We start from the raw sequence: 14,650 nt of genomic DNA on the forward strand, positions 1-14,650 counted from the left end.
GGGCAGCCACCCGCCCCGATAGGCGTGCTGCGCGGATGTCGGCCGCAGCCCGCAGCCGGAAGGCTCGGGGGCATGACGACAGCCATCGACGCACCGCAGTCGCGGACAGCGCCCGGCCACGGCCGCACACCGGACGCCCGGCGGCAGGGCAGCGACTTCTCGCGGCTCTCCGCCCGGATCTCGGCGGCCGGGCTGATGAACCGCAGGCCCCTCTACTACGCCGTACGCCTCACCCTCGTCGGGCTGGCGTTCGCCGCCGGATGGGTGGCCCTGTTCACCGTGGGCACCTCCTGGTGGCAGCTCGCCGTCGCCGCGTACCTGGGCGTGGTCTACGGCCAGCTCGCGCTGGTCGCCCACGATCTGGCGCACCGCCAGGTCTTCCGCGGCCGCCGGGCCGGCGAGGTGTTCGGCCGCGCGGTCGGCAACCTGTGCATAGGGATGTCGTACGGCTGGTGGATGAACAAGCACACCCGCCACCACGCCAACCCCAACCACGAGGACCTCGACCCGGACGTCGCGCCCGACATCCTGGTCTGGTCGCGGGAACAGGCGGCCGAGGCACGCGGGCTGCCCCGGTTCATCGGACGCCACCAGGCCGCGCTGTTCTTCCCGCTGCTGACGCTGGAAGGCTTCAACCTGCACGTCTCCAGCTTCCGCGCGCTGGGCCGGCCGCACATGAAGCGCAGGTGGCTGGAGGGCGGGCTGCTGCTGGTGCACACCGCCGCCTATCTGGGTGCGCTGTTCTGGGCGCTGCCGGTCGGTACGGCCTTCGCGGTGCTCTTCGTCCACCACGCGGTCTTCGGCGTCTACCTGGGTAGCATCTTCGCGCCCAACCACAAGGGCATGCCCACCCTCAAGGGCGACGAGCGGCCCGACTTCCTGCGCCGCCAGGTCCTCACCTCGCGCAATGTACGCGGCGGACTCCTCACCGACCTGGCCCTCGGCGGCCTCAACTACCAGATCGAGCACCATCTCTTCCCCAGTATGCCGACCCCGCATCTGCGCAAGGCGCGGCCGCTGGTGCGCGACTACTGCGCGGAGATCGGCGTCCCGTACCACGAGACGGGGCTGATCACCTCGTGGCGCGAAGCCCTGACCCACCTGCGCGAGGTGGGCGCCCCGATCCGCGAGGGCTCCCGGTCCGCCTGAGGGGCACCTCAGGCGCGGGGGACCACCGGCAGCGAGTCCGGAGCGTGCGGAGTGCTCGGGGTCTGCGGGGTGTGCGGAGCCGGGACGCGGGCGGTCTCCTCCGGTCCCTCCGGCCCTTCCACTCCTTCCGGCAGGCCGGGCTCGGCCGACTCGGCGAGCCAGCGCCGCAGCACCCGGTGCACGGCCTCCGCGCCGACCAGCTCCCGGCCCGGCTCCACCGGCGGCGACAGCTCCAGCGGCGACAGCAGGAACGCCTCGCTCTGTTCGCCGCCCAGCCCGCCGTGCGAGCCGATCTGCTCCTCGAAGGCGTGCACGGCACCGGTGAGCGGATCGAACGCGGAGTTGACCATGATGTCCGCCGCGTGCGGGAACCGCGCCGTACGCAGCACCGCCTCGGCCGCACCCGGGCCGAACACGGCCAGCGGGTCCCGTGGTCCGACCACCTCCCCGGTCTCCAGCCGGTGCTCGCAGCCGCCCGCGCCCAGCACCACGGGCCCGTGCTCGGCGCTGTGCACCAGTACGAAGCCGATGCCCGGGTGCTCGGCGAGCGTGGGCAGCAGCGCAGGGCGCAGCTCGTCGATGCGTTCGCGGGTCAGCCGCCCTGGCTGGTCGGGGAAGGAGATCAGGCCCAGGTTGCCGGAGGCCAGTACGACGGGGCCGGTGTCGCGCCGTGGCGTACGCGGCCCCTCCTGGCCCGAGTCCTCGGGGCGGCGCAGCGCGGCGCGCGCCGCCGTGCGCGCCTCCGAGCCGCTGACGGTGCGCCCGGCGCGGCGCGGCACCTGGAGGCCGCTTCCGGCGCGCACCAGGTCCTCCAGCGTCAGCCCGTACGCCTCCTCGAAGCTCTCGCCGGGGCTCTGGCCGTGATCGGACAGGAGCACGAGCCGGTACGGGCGCGGGGCGCGCTCGGCGACCTTGGCGATCAACTGCACCGACCGGTCGAGACGGCGCAGCACCTGCCGGGTGTCCCGGCCGCGCGGCCCCGAGTGGTGCGCCACCTCGTCGTAGCCGACCAGGTCGGCGTAGACGGCGGTACGGCAGCTGAGCATGTCGCCGAGGACGGCGGCCACCACCACGTCCCGTTCGACGACGGTGGCGAAAGCGCGGACGAACGGGTACAGCCCGCCCCGGCCCACCCGCGGCCGTTCGCGGCGCAGCAGCGCCCGGGTGGACTGGACGATCTCGCGGACCGCCTCCGCGACGAAGGAGACGACCGTCCTGGTGGCATTGGCGGGGTCGGAGAAGTACGCGAAGTACCCGGCGCGCGAGCGGGTCTCCTTGCCGCGGCGTGCCGAGACGGAGAGGACCAGCGCGTTCTGCCGGGCACCGCCGGTGAACAGATTGCCGCGGCTGGCGCCGTCCCGCGCCAGCAGCCCGAGATCGCCGGTGCGCTCGACGGCGCGGCGCTGGAGCTCGACGGCGCTGGTGGGCCGGTTGCTGACGACGACCTCGCCGGTCTCCTTCTCGTACCAGCGGAAGGCGGGCACGTCCTCGTTGCTGCCGTGCAGGATGCCGAGCTGGCTGGCGCCGGTCTGGCTGGACCAGTCGGTGCGCCAGCGGGTGAGCCGGTGGGTGCGCCCGCACAGCGCGGCGACGGCGGGCATCAGCGGCTCCCCGCCCTCCGGCGCCGCCAGCGCCTCCTTGAGCACCCCGTACCCGAGCCCGTCGAGCTGGAGGAAGACGGTGCCCGGCGTGGTGGGCGGTGCACCCTGGCCCTCCCTGCGCCTTCTGCGGCCCGCTATCCGGGCGAGCCGGTGGCGGTAGGCGCGGTCGTCCCGTACGGCCAGGAACGCGTTGGTCGCCGAGGAGGCCGCGGACATGGCTGCGGCCACCACGACGGCCATCGTCGGATCCGCGCTGCCCCGGCCGTAGGGGATCAGGGAGAGGGCGAGCCACAGCAGGGACCCGTTGAGGAAGAAGACGAGCAGCCCGAGGACCAGCGCCGGCACCAGCAGGAAGGCGCGCACCAGCAGCGGCCATACCAGGGCGCTCAGCAGCCCGAAGGCGCCGGCGCCGGCTGCCGCGGTGATGCCGATGACGGTGGCGCTGTCGCCGCCGGCGGCCTGGAGCCTGAAATCCGGCAGCACCCCGGCGAGTACGAGCATCGTGAGGGTGCTGACCAGCCAGACGGTGCCGACGCGCAGGAGGGCTGCGCCCAGCCTGCGCCACTGGATGCGAGGCATGTGCACGTCCGTCAGGTCTCCTCCCGCACGGCTGATGGGGCATCCTCCACTTTTGCACAGTCTCGTCCGGGGTCGATTCCGGAAAGGGGGTGCCCCTGTCCGTTCGTTGCGGACTGCGGGTTGTTTGTGGCTGCTCGCGCCGTTCCCCGCGCCCCTGACGGGGCGGGGCCCTCCATGTCGGCAGGCGACGGCATAGGCTCGTGGAACCAGTGCAGCCGACCCGGGAAGGAGAGCACGTGCCGGTCGAGGTCACGTGGTGGGGGCATGCCACTGCCACCGTGCGGGACTCGGGGGTCACGGTGCTGACCGACCCGCTGCTGGTGCGCCGCCTCGCCCACCTGCGGCGCCGTCGCGGTGCGCTGCCGCCGCCCGAGGTCGCCGGCGCCGACCTGGTGCTCGTCTCGCATCTGCACGCCGACCACCTGCACCTGGGGTCGCTGGCCAAACTGGCGCCCGGCACCCGCGTCGTCGTACCGCGCGGCGCGCCGCGCGCGGTCCCGGGGCTGCGGCGGCTGGCGCCACCGCTGGAGCTGATCGAGGCGGCCCCCGGCGACGAGATCGCCGCGGGGCCGGTGACCGTACGCGCCGTGCCCGCCGCGCACGACGGGCGGCGGCTGCCCGTGGGGCCGCACATAGCGCCCGCGCTGGGCTTCGTCGTGACGGGTGAGGAGCGCACCTACTTCGCCGGTGACACCGGGCTGTTCGACGGGATGGCGGAGGCGGTCGGCGAGGTGGACACCGCGCTGCTCCCGGTCGGCGGCTGGGGCCCCTTCCTCGGCGAGGGCCATCTGGACGCGCGGCGGGCCGCCGAGGCGCTGGCCCGGCTGCGGCCGCGCAGTGCGGTACCGGTGCACTTCGGCACCTACTGGCCGGTCGGCCTCGACGCGGTCAGGCCGCACGAGTTCCACTCCCCCGGCGCCGAGTTCAAGCGGCTGGCGGCGCGGCCGGCCCCCGAGGTCACCGTGCATCTGCTGGAGCACGGTCAGAGCGTGCGGCTGGAGGCGAACAGGTGAGCGGTGCGCTCTCGGCCGGTCTGGGCGCGGTCGCCCGCACCGTCTCCGAGACGGTGGTGCCCCCACCGGAGTCCACCCAGCAGGCGCTGGGCTACCCCTCGCTGTTCCTGCTGGTGGTGCTCGGTTCGCTGGTGCCCGTCGTTCCGACCGGAGCGCTGGTCAGCGGCGCCGCCGTGGTGGCGCTGCACCAGAGCCTGCCGGTGTTCGCCCTGCTCTCCGTCTTCGGTATCGCCTCGCTGGCCGCCTTCCTCGGCGACCTGGGCCTGTACTGGCTGGGCAGGCGCGGGGTCGGCTCCAAGAACGGCTCGCGCTGGCTGACGGCGCTGCGCGAACGGGCGGCGCCGGAGCGGCTCGCGCAGGCCGACGCACGGCTGCGCGAGCACGGGGTGGCGGTGCTGGTGGTGTCCCGGCTGATCCCGGCCGGGCGCATCCCGGTGATGCTCGCCTGCCTGCTGGCCCGTATGCGGATGCGGGAGTTCGCGCGCGGCGATGTGCTGGCCTGCCTCGCGTGGGCCGCCGTCTACCAGCTCATCGGCGTCGCGGGCGGCTCGCTCTTCCCACGGCCATGGGAGGGCATCGCCGCCGCCGTCGCGCTGACGCTGGCGGTGAGCGCCGCTCCGGCGGTGTGGCGCCGGGTGCGCGGATCGCGGCCTGACACGGCGTGAGGGGCGTTACGCCGGCTCCAGCACGCGGGAGGCGCCCACCGGGAGGTCCCACAGGTCCTCGCGGGGACGTTCGGCCTTGCGCCACGCGGCCCGCACCCTGGTGAGCGGCTCCAGCGGCGGTTCGGCCGAGAGCAGGAACGTGGACCAGTGCATCGGCGCCATCCGGCGCGCGCCCAGGTCCTGACAGGCGAGGACGGCCTCCTCCGGGTCGGTGTGCACGGGGCGCAGCATCCAGCGCGGGTCGTAGGCGCCGATGGGCAGCAGCGCCAGGTCGATGCCGGGGTAGCGGCGGCCGATCTCGCCGAACCAGTGCCCGTACCCGGTGTCGCCCGCGAAGTAGACGCGCTGCCCGTGCCGGTCCGTCAGCACCCAGCCGCCCCACAGGGAGCGGCAGGTGTCGGTGAGGGTGCGCTTGGACCAGTGGTGTGCGGGCACGAAGTCGAAGCGGACCCGCTCCCCCTCGGGCGTCGGCAGCTGGGCGCCCTCCCACCAGTCGAGCTCGGTGACGGTGGTGAAGCCGCGCTTGCGGCACCAGGCGCCGAGCCCTGCCGGTACGAACAGCGGGGTGGAGCGCGGGAGTCTGCGCAGGGTGGGGACGTCGAGATGGTCGTAGTGGTTGTGCGAGATGACGACGGCGTCGATCTTCGGCAGATCCTGCCAGGCCACCCCGACGGGGGTGATGCGCGCCGGGGTGCCGAGGATCTTCCGCGACCAGACGGGGTCGGTCAGCACCGTCAGACCGCCGATCCGTACCACCCAGCTCGCGTGCCCCGCCCAGGTGACGGAGACGGCGTCGGGCCCCGGCTCGGGGATGGGGCCGGGCTCGAAGGGGAGCTTGGGGATCTCCTCGGCGAGCGCGGTGCCGATCGGCCGCATGGCGCCCTCGCGGGCGAGCCGGGCCATCGCACGGACCCCGGGCAGGGGTGAGGTGAGCCGGTCGGCGAACGAGCGGGGCCAGATCCGGCGGGCACCGACCGGACGGGGCGGGGAGAGCGCGGGCGGCGGGGGCTGGAGGAGCACGTCGGTGGGACCGGTCGGGCCGCCGCCCCCGGCACAGCAGGAAGCACCCGCGCCGTGGGGCGCCGCTGCCGGCCCGTTGCGGCTCGTCCCGGTGGGGCTCGTCCCGGTGGAGCCTGCGCCGTTGGGGCTCGCGCCGTTGGAGCCCGCGCTGTCGGGGCTCGCGCCGTCAGGGCTCGTACCGGCCGACGGGGTCTCGGCCGTCTCGGGGGTTTCCGAGGCGGCGGCTCCCTCGGGCAGGGGTGAGCGCTCGGAGGGCTGCCCGGTCCGTTCGGTCATCTACTGAGGACTCCCATCCGTGAGGTCGACCAGCACCGACTGCACCTGTGCCAACGTCTCGGCCACGCCCGGCAATTCCCCCGGGGCCGTCGCGGCAGTCGCCTCCGTGCCTCCCTCATCGACCGCCTGACCTGCGCTCCGGCCCCGTCCGGAGCGCGGGAGGGCGGCGGCGGGCAGCTCCGTGGTCAGCTGGACCCGCAGCTCGCTCGGATCGTCACCGAAGCGGTGCCCGCCCAGCGCGTAGGGGCCGAGCCGACGCACCAGCTCGGCCTCCAGTCCCGGCGCGTCGGTGATGCCGCGCGCGGCCAGACGGGGCCGGAACGGGTCGAGGTCGGCGTACAGGTGCCACCCCAGATGCGGGGGCCGGCACAGGGCGCCGGCGTCGGTGACCGCCCGGTGCAGGGCACGGGCCAGGCCGCCGTACCACCGGGCCGCGGTGGCGCGGCGGGAGAGCAGTTCGGCGGGCTCCCGCAGCGCCTCGGCGGCCGCCTGCGCGAGCGGGTCTGGCAGATCGGCACGGAGCGTGTCCAGCACCTCGTGCGCCCGTTCGCACAGCAGCCCGCCGCGGCCCGTGGCGGGGAACCGGGCGATACCGGGAGCGGGTCCCGGCCGGTGCGGCGCGGCGCCGCGGGCGCCGCCGGACGGCGCCCCGGACTCCGCCTCGAACGCTGCGTCGAGACCGGCCAGTACCACGACCTGGTCGTCCCGGCCCGCCTCGGCGAGGATCTCGGCCGGGCTGACGATGACGGTGTCGTGCGGGTCGTGCGAGGTGTCGCGCCACGTCTCGTCACTGACGATCAGCAAGCCCTCGGCAACGGCGGCCTCGCACACCTCGTGCAGCAGTTCGGGCGGCGGGGCCGTCCCGGTGACGTCGTCGGCCACGGAGACCACCAGGGCCTGCGGCACCTCGCCCGCGCCACGCGTCCTGCGCACGGCCTCCAGCAGCGCGAACGGGTCAGGGATGCCGCCGCTCTCCGCCGGGACCGGCACCGTGTGCACCGCCCGGCCGAGCAGCCGCGCCTGCTGCGCGTACCAGGGGGGACACGGGTGCGGGAGCAGTACGCTGCCGCGCCCTGACTCTCCCGCGCCCGCGGCCGCGAGCACGGCGAGCAGCAGCAGGGGAACACCGGGCGCGACGGCGACCCGCGCCGGTTCGGCCGACAGGCCGCGCCGGTGCCAGTAGCCGCACGCCGCCTCGCGCACGGCGGCCGCGGACCGGTCCGCGAGCGGGCTCGCGTGCCCTCCGTCACCCTGGTCCGTGCGCCGCATCGTTCCCGCCTCCGCCGCTTATCGGACAACCTTTCTTGCGTACACCTTGGCAGACGGGGGTGACACCGGCAGCGGCGACACGTGCGGTTCGGCGCTCACCGCGCTCGTCCCCGTGCCGGTCCGCGCACCGGCACGGGCCGCTGTTCAGGCAGCGGCGCGGCCGGTGTGCGCACGGTGTGCGCGGTGCGCCCGGGTGGCCTCGCGGCGGTACGCTCCGCGCCGTACGGCACCCGGCCGCGCCGGCTCGCGCCGTGCCGCCTCGTGCCGTGCGGGCGCACGCTCGCCGGGGGAGGTGTCGCGGTCGAGGCGCCGGTCGGCTTCGACCTCGTGGTGGATGCGGCGGCACGTCCGGCTGATGAGCCGGGAGACGTGCATCTGGGAGATGCCCAGCTGCTCGGCGATCCGGCTCTGGGTCATGTCGCAGAAGAACCGCATGTAGAGGATGCGCCGTTCCCGCTCGGGCAGCCGGGCCAGCCGCGGCTTGACGGCCTCGCGGTAGACGACCTTGTCGAAGCCGGGCTCGGAGTCGCCGAGGGTGTCGGCCAGGGAGTAGCCGTCGTCAGCGCCGGGGAACTCCGCGTCCAGGGACAGCGTGCTGTAGCTCTCCAGTGCCTCCAGGCCCAGCAGTACGTCCTCCTCGCTGAGGCCGCAGTGCTCGGCGATCCGCCGGACCGACGGGCTGCGCCCGTCCAGGGTGTGGCTGAGTTCCCGCTGGCTGCTGCGCACCCGGTTGCGGAGTTCCTGGACGCGCCGTGGCACGTGCAGGCCCCACATGTGGTCGCGGAAGTGCCGTTTCACCTCGCCGACGATGGTCGGCACGGCGAAGCTCTCGAAGGCGCAGCCCCGCGAGATGTCGTAGCGTGCGACGGCTTTCACCAGGCCGAGCGCGGCCACTTGTTCGAGGTCCTCCAGGGCCTCGCCGCGGTTGCGGAAGTGCCTGGCCAGCCGCCCTGCCATGGGCATCCAGGCCCGCACCACGCGCTGGCGGAGCTCTTCCTTCTCGGGTCCTTCGGGCAGTTCGGCGATGCGGCGGAACTCGGCGGTGGTGTCGGGGGCGTCGTCGTGCGGGTGCCTGGAGCGTGTCATACGGACGGTCATCGGCTGTGCTCCCGTAACGGTCGCGTCGTCAGACGGTCACCGCGGCAGCGAAGGCATGGGCCGGGGACCGAAGCGCACAGGTCGCTCCCGCGGACGTGCCTTCTTTCCGAAGCACAGGAGTGCGGGTGCCCGACGTGCCGGTCGGCAAACCGGACCGCGACCGACCGTCCACGCGAACTCCACCGGACCTTCGCAGCGGCGTCCCACCCGTGCCTGTTGGGCCAACTCCCTTGCGGCGCAAGGGTGTCGGGGGCCGCACAGCGGGTACGCCGTGCTGTCCGACCGGGCCGGAGACGACGAGCCGGAGACGATGAGACGAGGACGATGATGCCGGGAGAAGCGGCGAGGAAAATGACGCGGCCGGTCAGAGACGTCATGACACCGGCGGCGACGACCGTACGCCCCGAGGCGTCGCTGGTGGAGGCCGCGCAACTGATGCGAGCCCAGGAGATCGGCGACGTACTGGTCGTCAAGGACGGCAAGCTGCTCGGACTGCTCACCGACCGGGACATCACCCTGCGCGCGGTCGCGGACGGGGTCGACCCGTTGAGTGCGAACTGCGGGTCCGCCTGTACGCCCGACCCCGTGACCGTCTCCCCCGACACGGAGGTCGGGGCCGCGATCGAGCTGATGCGGGCACACACGGTGCGCCGGCTGCCGGTGCTGGAGGGCGGCCGGCTGGCGGGGATGGTGAGTATCGGCGACCTGGTGCAGGAGAGCGACCCCGACTCGGCGCTGGCCCATATCAGCAGGGCGGCGCCGGACACCTGGTCCGAGGAGGGCCCGACCGAACGGCGGTGACCGGCCCGAACGTGTCGATCGTCCGCTGCCCGCTGCTGCCTCCCCCCTTCTCCCGTGCGCAACGCGCAGTGTCCATATTGCGGAACATTCTTGCTCGCATAGCAAGACACACCGCTACAGTACGCGAATGGCACACGAGACCGCCGTGTACACCCACGGCCACCACGACTCGGTCCTGCGCTCGCACCGCTGGCGCACCGCCGTCAACTCGGCCGGGTACCTGCTCGACCGGCTGCGCCCGGACCACCGCGTCCTGGACATCGGCTGCGGCCCCGGCACCATCACGGCCGACCTCGCGGCACTGGTGCCCCAGGGCTCGGTCACCGGGCTGGACGCGGCGGCCGGGGTGCTGGAGCAGGCACGGGCGACCGCGGCGGAACGCGGCGTGACGAACGCGGAGTTCACGACCGGCGACGTGCACGCCCTCCGCTTCGCGGACGGCTCATTCGACGTCGTACACGCGCACCAGACCCTCCAGCATGTGGGCGACCCGGTGGGCGCGCTGCGCGAGATGCGGCGGGTGTGCGCACCCGGCGGGGTGGCGGCTGTCCGGGACGCGGACTACGGCGGCATGTTCTGGTACCCGGAAGTGCCCGGCATGGACGACTGGCTGGACCTCTACCGAAGGGTCGCCGAGGCCAACGGGGGCGTTCCGGACGCCGGACGGCGGCTGCACGCGTGGGCACGCCAGGCCGGCTTCACGGATGTCACGGTCTCCACGGGCACCTGGTGCTTCAGCACTCCCGAGGAGCGCGCCTGGTGGAGCGGGCTGTGGGCGGAGCGCACCATGGCCTCCCACTTCGCCGCGGTCGCTGTCGACGGCGGCCTGGCAACCCACGACGACCTGCGCCGGATCTCCGAGGCGTGGCGGGCCTGGGGCGAACAGGAGGACGGCTGGTTCACCGTCGTACACGGCGAGCTCCTCTGCCACGTCTGACCGGGTGCACCCCGCGGTGCCCTCGGACACCACGTCGCGCACGGGCGCAACTGCGCACCCCGCCACCGTGGTTCGGCACAGCGCGCGGCCCCCTCTAGGGTGGTGCCATGGATATTCTGGGGACCTCGCTGCGTATCTGTGTCGACGATCTGGACGCCGCCGTGCCGGTGTACGAACGGCTGGCCAGCGCGGAGGCGATGCGCTTCCAGAACGGTCCGGTCGAGGTCGCCGCCGTCGGCCCGTTCTTCCTGATGAGCGGCCCCGAGGAACACCTCAACGTGCTCAGCAAGGTCAAGGCGACCCTCGCGGTGCAGGACGTGGACGACGCGCTGGCCGACCTGCACACCGTGGGAGCGCAGGTCATCGCGGGCCCCAAGCCCACCCCGATCGGCCGCAACCTGGTCGCCCGCCACCCGGACGGCAGCGTCTTCGAGTACGTGGACCGGAAGCAGGGGACCACCGAGCAGGGCTGACCTGCTCGCCCCTGCCCCCTGTCCACCGCGAACCGCGGCGCCGTCGTGACCGCTCGCGCGGTTGGACGGCTAGGACTCCAGGTACCTCAGGACGGCCAGGATGCGCCGGTTGTAGCCGGTGGTGTGCGACAGATCGAGCTTGTCGAAGACGGCGGCCAGGTTCTTCTCCACCGCGCTCAGCGAGATGTGCAGCTTCTGCCCGATGGCCGTGTTGGTGTGCCCCTGCGCCAGGGCCTCCAGGACGCTGCGCTCCCGGGGCGTGAGGCGGGCCAGCGGGTCCGCGTGGGTGGTACGGAAGACCAACTGCCGTACCACCTCCGGGTCGATGACGGCGCCACCGGCACGGACGCGCTCCAGGGCTTCCAGGAACTCCTCGACCTGCGCGACGCGGTCCTTGAGGAGGTATCCCACCCCTCGCGCGTCGGAGGCCAGCAACTGGGCCGCGTAGTTGCGCTCGATGTGCTGGGACAGCACCAGGACACCGATATGTGGCCAGCGTTCGCGGATCTCCAGCGCGGCCCGCAGCCCCTCGTCGGTATGGGTGGGGGGCATCCGGATGTCGAGGACGACGACATCCGGCTGCCGCTCGGCCATCTCCTTCAGCAGGGAGACCGCGTCCCCGAACGAGGCGGGCACCTCGTGCCCCTCCTCGGCCAGCAGCCGCACCAGCCCCTCCCGCAACAGGGTCGAGTCCTCGGCGATCAGTACCCGCACGGCAGCTCCGCTGTGATGGTGGTCGGTCCCCCAGGGGGGCTGTCGATACGCAGTGTGCCGTCCAGCGCCGCCACCCGGCCGCGCAGCCCGCTCAGCCCGCTGCCCGCCGGATCGGCACCGCCCTTCCCGTCGTCCCGCACACGCACCACGAGCACCTTCCCCGGGCCGCCGGGAGCGCCGCCGACCGCGCGGAGTGTCACCCGTACGGAGACGGCGGTGGCGCCGGAGTGCTTGGCCGCGTTGGTCACCGACTCCGACACCACGAAGTACGCCGCCGTCTCGACGGGCTGCGGCAGCGGTTCGGCGACCTCGAACTCGGTACGCACCGGAACGGCACTGCGCTCGGCCACCCCGCCCAGCGCCTCCCGCAGCCCCAGGCTGTCCAGCGCGGAGGGGTAGATCCGCCAGGCCACCTCGCGCAGTTCGGTGACGATGTCCTGGGCCTCCTGGTGCGCCTGGCGCAGCAGCGCCTCCGCCCGGCCGGGATCGCGCCCCCTGCGGACCCTGCCGAGTACCATCGCGAGCGCCACCAGACGCTGCTGCATCCCGTCGTGCAGATCCCGTTCGATCCGCCGGCGCTCGGCATCCACCGCGTGCACGACCGCCGCCCGGCTGGTGGAGAGTTCGTCGATACGCCGCTGGAGCAGCTCCCGCTCGGAGAGGCCGAAGCACTCCCGTGCGCTGCGCTCGTCCAGCCCGGCGAGCGAGTGCAGCCCCTGGAGGTCGAGGAAGAGCAGCACCCCGCCGAGCAGCAGCTGCGCCAGCCAGTCGTCCCAGGTGAAGGCCGCCTGCACGGTTCTCACCGCAACCAGCCCGGCCAGGATGGCGCCGAAGCCCAGCAGCCCCAGCACCACGAGGGTCAGCAGCCCGGTCCAGCAGCGGACCGCCAGATAGCGCAGCAGCTTCTGGTCGGATGCCTTGTAGTGCTCGGGGAAGCGGTCGCCGAAGAAGACGGACCGGCGCCTGCGTTCCAGCGCCGTCAGCACGCGCACTCCCGCCATGAGAAGGCGCAGCGCACCGCCGCGGGTCAGCGGCCACAGCAGAAACGGACCCAGGGCGACGCCCGCGAGGACGAAGTAGAGGAGGCCGAGCAGCGCCGTGGCGCAGCCGAGGAGCACACCGAGGCCGCGTACGGGCCGAGCAGGCGGCGGCCAGGATGCCACGTCGGCGTTCTCGTCTCCGGCTCTCGCTGCGCCGCTCTCGCCGCCGCCACGGGCACCTCGCACGGCGTCGGAGCCTAGTACGGGCCCACGGCCGGAACAAGATCGCTCATGCGCGGGGCCGGTCATCCGGCGCGACGGTGCTTGGCCCGGCCATTGCCGCGCAGCCGAACCGCGACGTACCCGGCGAGCGCGAGCACCACCAGGACCAGCACCGCCTTGGAGAGCAGCCCGACGTACGCCCCGACCGACTCCCACCTGTCGCCCAGCCAGTAACCGGCCAGCACCAGCGCGGAGTTCCAGACCAGACTGCCCAGCGTGGTCAGCGCCACGAACGCCGGGAGCGGCATCCGCTCCACCCCGGCCGGTACGGAGACGAGGCTGCGGAAGATCGGCACCATACGGCCGAAGAACACCGCCTTGGTGCCGTGCTTGGCGAACCACTCCTCCGTACGCAGCAGATCGCCCGCCTTCACCAGCGGCAGCCGCGCCCAGATCGCGTGCATCCGCTCCCGGCCGAAGAGCCTGCCGATCCAGTAGAGGACGACGGCGCCCGCCACCGAGCCGAGCGTGGTCCACAACAGCGCCGAGGCGAGCGAGAGAACGCCCTGTCCTGCGGCGAAACCGGTCAGCGGCAGGATCACCTCGCTCGGCAGCGGCGGGAAGAGGTTCTCCAGCGCGATGGCCAGCCCGGCTCCCGGACCGCCCATGGTGTCCACGAGGTCGGCTGCCCAGCCCGCGACGCCGCCGGTGGGCTCCTGCGGCAGGGCCAAGGACGTGAGGGGTCCTGGGGACGAGAGATGCATAGGGGTCTCCACGCTGTCTGTCGGTCGTCGGGGCTGCTCCCCCGATCGCCCTCAACGCTAGAAACCGCAGCTCAGCGCCGGTATGAGGGTTGCCGTCCGAGCCTGTGCGGCTTTCCGCAGCCGGCACCCTGCGGAAAACCTCACCCCCGGCCGCCGACGACCGGCCACCCCGCGCGGTCGGCGCTCAGGCCTCCCGGACCTCGTGCGCGGTGGGCTGCCGCAGCGCCCAGGCGGCGGCGTAACCGGACGGAGCGGGAAGGTCGGTGAGCTGCCAGCCGGGGACCGGCGCCGGCTCGTCGAGCGCGCTGACGTAGGTGACGGACAGGTCCTCGCCGAGCCCGGAGCCCGTCCCCTTCAAATAGGCTTCCTTGCGCGTCCAGCAGCGGGCGAAGACGGCAGGCAGCGCCTCGGCGTCCTCGACGGCCGCCAACTCGGCCTGCTCGCGCGGGTGCAGCGCGCTCATCGTCTCGCGCGCCGAGGCGACACGGGGGTACTCCTCGACGTCGACCCCCACCGGCACGGCCGCGAAAGCCATCATCACCACGTCCCCCGCGTGCGAGAGCGAGAAGTGCACCGGGTCGCCGGGCACGGTGGGCCTGCCGTGCGGGCCCCCGCACACGGGACAGTCGGCCCGGGTCAACCGCACCTCGGCCGGATCCAGTCGCAGCAGCGCCCCCAGTTCCCTGCGCAGCGCCAGATGCGCCACCACATAGCGGTCACGGTCGGCCTGGCGCACGAACGCCGCCGCACGCTCCTGCTCGTGTGCCGAGAGCGGCGCGAGGGCTCCGGAAACCCTGGTAGCGGCCGCGTGCTCGGAGACGCGGACCACCTGGACGGCCGGAGAGCGGGCTGGATCACCGATATCAAGTGCGGCGCTCGTCATGCCGCGACCGTACCCGAACGAGCGAGGGCAACACTTGGGTGCGTCCTGTGCCCATGGGCCCGACGCCCCTTGGCCGTACCGGGGAGGGGGCGGGAAAACCGCTCGGGAATCGTGGCTCGGCGCCGTACCGTGGGGACGTTCCGCCCTCCGTGACGTTCTGCCCTCGCCGTGGTGCGGCCTGCCCGCCCAGGGGCGGGACAGACCCC

At 73.5% G+C, this 14,650-nt stretch carries 14 protein-coding genes; 6 read left to right on the forward strand and 8 right to left on the reverse strand.

Going from position 1 to position 14,650, the window contains the following annotated elements:
• The first annotated feature begins 72 nt into the window (after positions 1-72).
• The gene (locus HC362_RS06250; RefSeq protein ID WP_243082929.1) at positions 73-1,149 is read left to right on the forward strand and encodes an acyl-CoA desaturase; all 1,077 of its coding nucleotides are present in this window, start codon (positions 73-75) and stop codon (positions 1,147-1,149) included.
• An 8-nt stretch (positions 1,150-1,157) separates the two neighbouring features.
• Here the strand turns inward: HC362_RS06250 and HC362_RS06255 are convergent, their stop codons facing one another.
• On the reverse strand, positions 1,158-3,329 hold the full coding sequence (locus tag HC362_RS06255) for a phage holin family protein (RefSeq protein WP_243088388.1): 2,172 nt from the start codon (positions 3,327-3,329) through the stop codon (positions 1,158-1,160).
• 236 nt (positions 3,330-3,565) lie between these two features.
• Between HC362_RS06255 and HC362_RS06260 the strand changes: the two genes are divergently transcribed.
• Both HC362_RS06260 and HC362_RS06265 read left to right on the forward strand, forming a co-directional pair.
• Positions 3,566-4,342, forward strand: a complete 777-nt coding sequence (locus HC362_RS06260) for an MBL fold metallo-hydrolase (protein ID WP_243082930.1) — start codon at positions 3,566-3,568, stop codon at positions 4,340-4,342.
• A 20-nt stretch (positions 4,343-4,362) separates the two neighbouring features.
• Positions 4,363-5,007, forward strand: a complete 645-nt coding sequence (locus tag HC362_RS06265; protein ID WP_243088389.1) for a VTT domain-containing protein — start codon at positions 4,363-4,365, stop codon at positions 5,005-5,007.
• 6 nt (positions 5,008-5,013) lie between these two features.
• Here HC362_RS06265 and HC362_RS06270 read toward each other — a convergent pair whose 3' ends face one another.
• The 3 genes from HC362_RS06270 to HC362_RS06280 form a co-directional block, all read right to left on the reverse strand.
• Positions 5,014-6,303 carry an MBL fold metallo-hydrolase gene (locus HC362_RS06270; protein WP_243082931.1) on the reverse strand — a complete coding sequence of 430 codons (1,290 nt, stop codon included), beginning with the start codon at positions 6,301-6,303 and terminating at the stop codon, positions 5,014-5,016.
• The gene (locus HC362_RS06275) at positions 6,304-7,572 is read right to left on the reverse strand and encodes an aminotransferase class I/II-fold pyridoxal phosphate-dependent enzyme (protein ID WP_243082932.1); all 1,269 of its coding nucleotides are present in this window, start codon (positions 7,570-7,572) and stop codon (positions 6,304-6,306) included.
• Between the two features lie 144 nt (positions 7,573-7,716).
• Positions 7,717-8,670, reverse strand: coding sequence for a SigB/SigF/SigG family RNA polymerase sigma factor (locus HC362_RS06280; protein ID WP_243082933.1), 954 nt, complete (start codon positions 8,668-8,670; stop codon positions 7,717-7,719).
• Between the two features lie 351 nt (positions 8,671-9,021).
• Here HC362_RS06280 and HC362_RS06285 point away from each other — a divergent pair, with 351 nt between their 5' ends.
• The 3 genes from HC362_RS06285 to HC362_RS06295 all read left to right on the forward strand — a co-directional run bounded on the left by HC362_RS06285 (position 9,022) and on the right by HC362_RS06295 (position 10,881).
• On the forward strand, positions 9,022-9,471 hold the full coding sequence (locus tag HC362_RS06285; RefSeq protein WP_243082934.1) for a CBS domain-containing protein: 450 nt from the start codon (positions 9,022-9,024) through the stop codon (positions 9,469-9,471).
• 127 nt (positions 9,472-9,598) lie between these two features.
• Positions 9,599-10,408, forward strand: a complete 810-nt coding sequence (locus HC362_RS06290) for a methyltransferase domain-containing protein (protein ID WP_243082935.1) — start codon at positions 9,599-9,601, stop codon at positions 10,406-10,408.
• Positions 10,409-10,515: 107 nt separating this feature from the next.
• Entirely contained in the window at positions 10,516-10,881 is a 366-nt protein-coding gene (locus HC362_RS06295) for a VOC family protein (RefSeq protein ID WP_243082936.1), read from the forward strand.
• Positions 10,882-10,950: 69 nt separating this feature from the next.
• Here the strand turns inward: HC362_RS06295 and HC362_RS06300 are convergent, their stop codons facing one another.
• From HC362_RS06300 to HC362_RS06315, 4 genes are all read right to left on the reverse strand, one after another.
• The gene (locus HC362_RS06300) at positions 10,951-11,595 is read right to left on the reverse strand and encodes a response regulator transcription factor (protein WP_243082937.1); all 645 of its coding nucleotides are present in this window, start codon (positions 11,593-11,595) and stop codon (positions 10,951-10,953) included.
• Positions 11,583-12,758 carry a sensor histidine kinase gene (locus HC362_RS06305; protein WP_243088390.1) on the reverse strand — a complete coding sequence of 392 codons (1,176 nt, stop codon included), beginning with the start codon at positions 12,756-12,758 and terminating at the stop codon, positions 11,583-11,585. The genes HC362_RS06300 and HC362_RS06305 overlap by 13 nt, the downstream gene beginning before the upstream one ends.
• Positions 12,759-12,880: 122 nt before the next feature.
• On the reverse strand, positions 12,881-13,561 hold the full coding sequence (locus HC362_RS06310) for a DedA family protein (RefSeq protein WP_243082938.1): 681 nt from the start codon (positions 13,559-13,561) through the stop codon (positions 12,881-12,883).
• A 184-nt stretch (positions 13,562-13,745) separates the two neighbouring features.
• Positions 13,746-14,444, reverse strand: coding sequence for a 4'-phosphopantetheinyl transferase superfamily protein (locus tag HC362_RS06315; RefSeq protein WP_243082939.1), 699 nt, complete (start codon positions 14,442-14,444; stop codon positions 13,746-13,748).
• Positions 14,445-14,650 lie beyond the last annotated feature (206 nt).

The sequence above is a fragment of the Streptomyces sp. 891-h genome (assembly GCF_022760275.1).
In the GTDB taxonomy this organism is placed as follows: Bacteria; Actinomycetota; Actinomycetes; order Streptomycetales; family Streptomycetaceae; genus Streptomyces; species Streptomyces spirodelae.

What these genes read in the sequence shown, in the direction of transcription:
- HC362_RS06250 (WP_243082929.1), top strand. Translation starts at nt 73, where the DNA reads ATGACGACAGCCATCGACGCACCGCAGTCGCGGACAGCGCCCGGCCAC.
- HC362_RS06255 (WP_243088388.1), bottom strand. Translation starts at nt 3,329, where the DNA reads ATGCCTCGCATCCAGTGGCGCAGGCTGGGCGCAGCCCTCCTGCGCGTC.
- HC362_RS06270 (WP_243082931.1), bottom strand. Translation starts at nt 6,303, where the DNA reads ATGACCGAACGGACCGGGCAGCCCTCCGAGCGCTCACCCCTGCCCGAG.
- HC362_RS06275 (WP_243082932.1), bottom strand. Translation starts at nt 7,572, where the DNA reads ATGCGGCGCACGGACCAGGGTGACGGAGGGCACGCGAGCCCGCTCGCG.
- HC362_RS06280 (WP_243082933.1), bottom strand. Translation starts at nt 8,670, where the DNA reads ATGACCGTCCGTATGACACGCTCCAGGCACCCGCACGACGACGCCCCC.
- HC362_RS06285 (WP_243082934.1), top strand. Translation starts at nt 9,022, where the DNA reads ATGACGCGGCCGGTCAGAGACGTCATGACACCGGCGGCGACGACCGTA.
- HC362_RS06290 (WP_243082935.1), top strand. Translation starts at nt 9,599, where the DNA reads ATGGCACACGAGACCGCCGTGTACACCCACGGCCACCACGACTCGGTC.
- HC362_RS06295 (WP_243082936.1), top strand. Translation starts at nt 10,516, where the DNA reads ATGGATATTCTGGGGACCTCGCTGCGTATCTGTGTCGACGATCTGGAC.
- HC362_RS06310 (WP_243082938.1), bottom strand. Translation starts at nt 13,561, where the DNA reads ATGCATCTCTCGTCCCCAGGACCCCTCACGTCCTTGGCCCTGCCGCAG.
- HC362_RS06315 (WP_243082939.1), bottom strand. Translation starts at nt 14,444, where the DNA reads ATGACGAGCGCCGCACTTGATATCGGTGATCCAGCCCGCTCTCCGGCC.